Source organism: Paenibacillus bouchesdurhonensis (genome assembly GCF_900155685.1).
Lineage (GTDB): Bacteria > Bacillota > Bacilli > Paenibacillales > Paenibacillaceae > Fontibacillus > Fontibacillus bouchesdurhonensis.
Window position 1 is genome coordinate 2,917,244 of the sequence record NZ_LT732548.1, and the last position, 6,156, is coordinate 2,923,399.

The 6,156-nt window shown below is 46.8% G+C and carries 1 protein-coding gene; it reads left to right on the top strand.

What is annotated here, in order from left to right; all coding sequences use genetic code 11:
• Positions 1–5: 5 nt before the first annotated feature.
• Positions 6–6,152: an SDR family NAD(P)-dependent oxidoreductase gene (locus CZ379_RS17440; protein WP_110932790.1), complete on the top strand. Its 6,147-nt coding sequence runs from the start codon at positions 6–8 to the stop codon at positions 6,150–6,152.
• Positions 6,153–6,156 lie beyond the last annotated feature (4 nt).

Below are 6,156 nucleotides of genomic sequence, written 5' to 3' on the forward strand. Positions count from 1 at the left end.
GAGTGATGCTATTGGAAACCAAGGATTTAGTTAAGCAAGCACTAGTCGAAATAAAACGGCTCAAGAGTGAAAAAGAAGCTCCGATTGCGATTGTCGGCATGGCTTGCCGTTTTCCAGACGGAATCCATACGCCTGAACAATATTGGGAGGCATTGGTTAACAAGCGGGACTGCATTGCGTCCATTCCTCAGGAACGCTGGAATATAGACGATTATTACAGTCCCAATCATGCCGAACCAGGAAAGATGTATGTAAAGGAAGGCGGGTTCGTTCATCCGATTGATCTGTTCGATTCGGATTTATTCAAGCTGCCTGATAGAGAAATTAAGTACATGGACCCGCAGCAGCGGATGTTTCTGGAGGTTGCGTGGGAATGCTTGGAGCGGTCAGGGATCGATCCTCTTGGACTAAGAGGATCGAAGACGGCCGTCTACTTGGGGATATGCACATCGGATTATGCGCTTCATAGTCTATACTCGAAGCGGCCTGAGAATATTGACATATATTCTTTTACCGGCAGCGCCCATAGTATTGCTAGTGGGAGATTGTCCTATATGCTCGGGCTGGAAGGGCCAAGTGTTTCAATTGATACGGCTTGTTCCTCATCACTGGTTGCCCTTCATGAAGCATGTGCTACCTTGCGCGCCGGGCAATCCGAAATGGCTATTGTGGGCGGGGTTAGCTTGATGACTTCCCCGGAGCACACAATTCAGTTCTGCAAGGTGGATGCATTGTCTCCAACTTCTAGGTGCAAGGCTTTCGATGCTTCTGCTGATGGGTATGTTCGGTCGGAAGGCTGCGGGGTCGTACTTTTGAAGCGATTGGATCAAGCGGTGAAGGATAAAAACGTGATTTTGTCAGTTATCCGGGGAACAGCGATTAATAACGACGGAACGACTAGCAGTCTGACCGCTCCTAATGGTCTTTCTCAGCAGCGGTTGTTTCAAGATGCACTAAGCTTCGCAAAGCTGCAGCCCAACGAGATCGCTTATGTGGAAGCCCACGGTACAGGAACCCCGTTAGGCGATCCGATTGAAATCAACGCCCTTGGCCGTATATATGGCACCGATCGAGATGATCCACTGTGGGTAGGCTCTGCCAAAACGAACATAGGTCATCTTGAGGCCGCGGCAGGTATGGCCGGATTAATCAAAAGTGTGCTGGCAATTCAAAATCGAAAAATCCCGCCCAATTTGCATTACAATCGCCCAAATCCGGAAATTATGTGGGACGAGTTTAAGATCAAGGTGCCTAAGCAAGTGGAAAGCTGGCCAGCGGGAACGAAGCGTGCTGCGATAAGCGCTTTTGGCTTTAGCGGAACCAACGCCCATGTCATCATCGAGGAACCGCCAGTTTCAGTGACTCCCGAAGCGGGAGAGTTGATTCCGTTAATGACAGTGTCGGCCCAGAGCGAAAAAGCATTGTTAGAAAAAATACGAAATACATCTTTATATATTGCAAAACAAAGCGAAGATTCGCTGGACGCTGTTTGCTTCACTTCTGCGGTATGCCGTCCGCATCTTCCATATCGCAAGGCTTTTGTATTTACGAGCCGTGCGCAATTGTTAGAACTGCTCGAGCAGAGTTCATACAGTGCTAGCGAGAGGCCATCGACAGCATGCAAAGTGGGCTTCTTCCTGCCTGATACCTTGATTTGGGATGAGCGGCTCGTCTTAAAACTGTACGAATGCAGTGACGTATTTCGCAGCGCCATTTCCTCCTGTATAAAGGAGCTGTCTTTTAGTGATCTTGAGGAGCTGCTTCATACAAGTCAGAAGCATATCACCCATTTTGTTTTTCAATATGCAGCGATATTGGCTTTGATCGACGCTGGAATTCACCCGGATTGGATGACAGCCGACCGCAGAGGTTGGATTGCAGCACTAGCAGTAACTCAAGTCCTTACGTTAAAAGAGTGCCTGATTTGGTTATGCGAAGCTTCTGCTATGGATATACCTTACAGCTTGCTTTCAGGAAGAACGATCTCTCCGCAAATTCCACTTGTAACGTCGGATGGAACGCGAATAGATGAGACGGTAGTCAATGACGGTATTTTCTGGAATGCTGCACATTCAGCGGAAATTACTTTTTCAGATGCTTGGCTGCTTCAATTCAATGACGAAGAAAGAGACAGTAACATTGGCAGCCGATTGAATTGCAATGTCAGAGATGTGAATGCGATCTTTAAGACGCTTGCTTTCTTTTACGAAAGAGGCATACATATTCGGTGGAAATCGGTATTTCACAAATCGCTTCAGCCGATGCCACTACCGACAACGCCATTTATCGGCAAACGCTATTGGGTAGAACAACCCAAAATTGCTCCATCATCGGGCGGTTTCTCAAACGAGAGTAAATCATTCTTTAAGCATAAGCTGCCTATCTATGGGAAAAACACATTTTGTTACATGTTCCGCATTGAAGGCGCAAAGCATCGTTTTGTTAAGGATCACGGTTTTTTGGGGCAAATTGTGCTACCGGCGACCGCATTTCTCGAAATGATGACAACCGTGGGGCAGGATATGTACGGTCCATATGGCTTTGATGTTTGCAATATTAGCTATGAGCAGCCTCTCATCTGGAGGGATGAGGATGTCGAGCTTCATATAAATGCAGATAGAGGCGATAATGGCAACTTGAAGCTTTCCGTCATGAGCTTCCGAAGTAGCGATCATTCGGACATAGTATGGATACAGCACGCAACTGCTTCGATAGTGAAAAGAGCGTCAACTAACATGCCGAGTGCATTTATAACTCCAAAAGAGGTGGGCGGGCTGCAGCCTGTTGCCAGTGGGCAGTTCTACAAGCGTTTGGCTGAAATCGGGTACTACTTTAAAGACCTTCACCAAGGAGTCTCCGAACTTCAAGCAAGCAATAGCCTGGCAAGGGCCAAAATCAAGCTGCCCGCCGCACTAGCGAGTGAAGCTTCAAGCCACTCGTTCCACCCGGCTTTATTGGATGCTTGTACCCAAGTGTTTCTGGCCTTTTTGCCTGAGATGAGTGCAGACCAGGACCAAATTAATATTACGATGGGAACGGATCAATACAGCCTATATCTTCAACCAGAGGATGAGCTTGAGGTTGTTGCTGAAATCATAGAGCAGAATGCTCACGGTTTCAAAGGAAATATGCATATTTATAATGGGCATCAAGAGCTAGTCGCGGAAGTCAAGGGTTATATGACTAAAAGAGTCGATAAAACAGCTCTCTTGTCATCTTTAAACAAGTCCGACCAGCCTTTTTATCGGGAGAGATGGGTGCCTAAGGTTCATGAAAGCAGTCAAGAGCTTCAAACAGGAACTTATCTGCTATGGGCAGACGATACTATATTTGCCTCCAAAGTAGCTGAACAGTTCCGAACCCGAGGCTGTTCCGTTCTATTTGTGCGCCGCGGTAGGGAGTTCCGCCGGCTTCCAAATCAAGGATATGAGATAGATCCGTCAGTGCCAGAGCATTATTTACAGCTTGAAAGAGAGCTTCAAGAGCAAGAGGATTGCAATTTTAAAGGCAGTCTCTATATGTGGAATTTGGATTGCGCTTTCTCACCGGTTACCCGTACAGTTTGGAATGAGGCAGAGGCGGCTTGCCAGCCGCTACTGCTTATCGCAAAGCATTTGTACTCTAAGTCAACTCATTTGGGCAGTTTTTCGATAGTCACCCAGAATACAAGCCGAATTGAGCCTGGGGACTATTGGGTGCATCCCGTATCAGCATCAGCTTTAGGTTTCCTAAAGGTGATGCGCTTGGAATACCCGTATATCCGATGTTTGGGAATCGATTTGCATGATCTTACTCAAGCCTCAAGTAATCAAGTTGTTACGGAGATTTTGGAGGCGACAGCAGATCATCTCGTGGCATATCGAAATATGCAGCGGTATGTGCCGCGTTTAATTGAATGGCCTACACCGATGCCAGAAGAAGATACCGACTTAACGGTGTTTGAGCAGCCATATGCTCTAAAATCCCAAGGCAAAGGATCTATTGAGGAGCTTTATTATGAATATGCGGCACGAATGAGTCCAGCTGACGATGAAGTTGAATTGGAGGTATTGGTAGGGGGCTTTAATTTCCATGATATCATTCACGCCCTTAATCTGATGGAGGAACACAATGAGCGCTTCGGTTTAGATTGTGTAGGGAAAGTGAGCAGAGTAGGAAAAGCTGTGACGGATTTGAGCGTCGGCGACCTTGTGGTGGCGTTTGCTCCAGGCTGTTTCGGCAAATACATTGTCGTGCCTCGCGACTTTGTAACGGTGAAGCCGAAGAGTCTGAATATTAATGAGACGGCGACTATTCCTTCAGCATACTTAACGGCATATGGCATTATGAAACATCTGACTCAAGCCTCCGCAAACGTACAATCTATGTTAATTCATGCCGGCTCCGGCGGGCTGGGCGTAGCGCTTATTCATCTGGCTCGCCGCTTAGGAATTAAGGTATATGCTACAGCCAGCAGCAGTAAGCACTTTTTGCTGCGTCAGCTAGGGGTTGAGTATATTTTCGATTCCAGAAGCCTCGATTATGCAGAACAAATTTTGGCGGCAACCGATGGCAAAGGCGTTGACGCAGTCGTTAACTCTTTTACAGGCGAGCACATTCCAAAAACATTCTCTGTTGTGCATAGCGGCGGTTATTTCGTCGAAATAGGAGAAAGGGAACGTCTGACCGATGAGCAAGCGTCCCAACACCGAAGCGATGTTATCTATGTGTCCTTCTCGTTGTTTGATACGATTCGCCACAATCGTCGTATTGTTAGAGAAATGCTGGAGGATCTGAATCGTTGGTTCGATCAAGGGGAAATTCGCCCGATTCCGTTTCAGGTATTTGATAAATCGGATATCAAGGCTGCCTTTCGTTATATCCAAAAGGGCAAACATATCGGGAAGGTATTAGTTCGCTTTGCAGAGCCGCAGATCCAAGCTGAAGAACGAAGAACAGTCGTCATCGCAGGTGGTGCAGGCGGTATTGGTTGGGAAATTGCACAACACTTAGCAAATACGTCCTCGGATACGATTGTGCTGTTAGGTCGAAGTGCTGAATCGGAGGCATTAAGAGAAAAGCTAGATCGGTTGCGTGTCCAGGGAAAACAAATTGTATATTATTCGACCGATATCGGCGATATTGATGCAGTTCTTCAGGTAATCAAGGATATAGACACCTGCTATCCTCCGCTGCGAGGCGTGATCCATTCGGCTGGAATTATCAATGACCAACTCATTCGGAGCGAAGAGTGGGATAATTTCAAAGAAATTATCCATCCCAAAATTCAGGGGGCGTGGAATCTTCACTATGCAACTCTTGAGAAGGAACTTGAGTTTTTTATGCTGTTTTCATCGGTTACGGCACTGATGGGATCTATTGGGGTAGCCGGTTATGCAACAGGAAATAGTTTCTTATCCGGCTTAACGGCATATCGTTTACAGCTTGGTTTGCCATGTCTTTGTCTGAATTGGGGGCCTTGGCAAGAGGTTGGTATGCTGACCCGCCTCAATCCGGTCGCTAAGGAAATATGGACGAAGAACGGCTTCAATGCGCTGTCTACAAAGGAAGGTTTACGTCTATTTGAAGCAGCGAAAAATCACAACGGGGAGCTATCGGTTATGCCTGTCGTTTGGGAGAAATGGCTCAAGCAATATCCTAAGGGCTGTATCCCGGATACGCTGTTATCACTTGCGGATTATAGCAGCAATCAGCCATCTGCGAATGTATCACATACAGTGGGCGCTGCGAAGTCCGTAGCAGCAAGAAATCGTTCGGCAAGTACACCGGAAGCCGTGTACAACGATATTTCCACCCTGCTAAAAAGAGTGCTGCAGCGTTCTGTTACGACCGAGGAGCTAAATAATCACTCCTTCCAGGAAATGGGTTTAGACTCATTGATGTCTGTTGAGTTTCGTAATCTTTTAAATGAAAGCTACGCATCGGAATTTCCAATTTCGCTGCTCTACAGCTATCCAGATCTAGGGAGCCTTTCTTGTTATATTTGCAGCGAAGTGCTGTGCTTGGAAACAGATACGGAAGTGGAAAAGATGCAACAGGAGCCTAGCGACCAAGCTCCATCAGATTCGGAGGACCGCGACTACTCCCTAGAATATCTAAGGGAACAGTTGGACAAAAAACTTAAACTGTACGATAGCACAATATCGTATTAAAGGG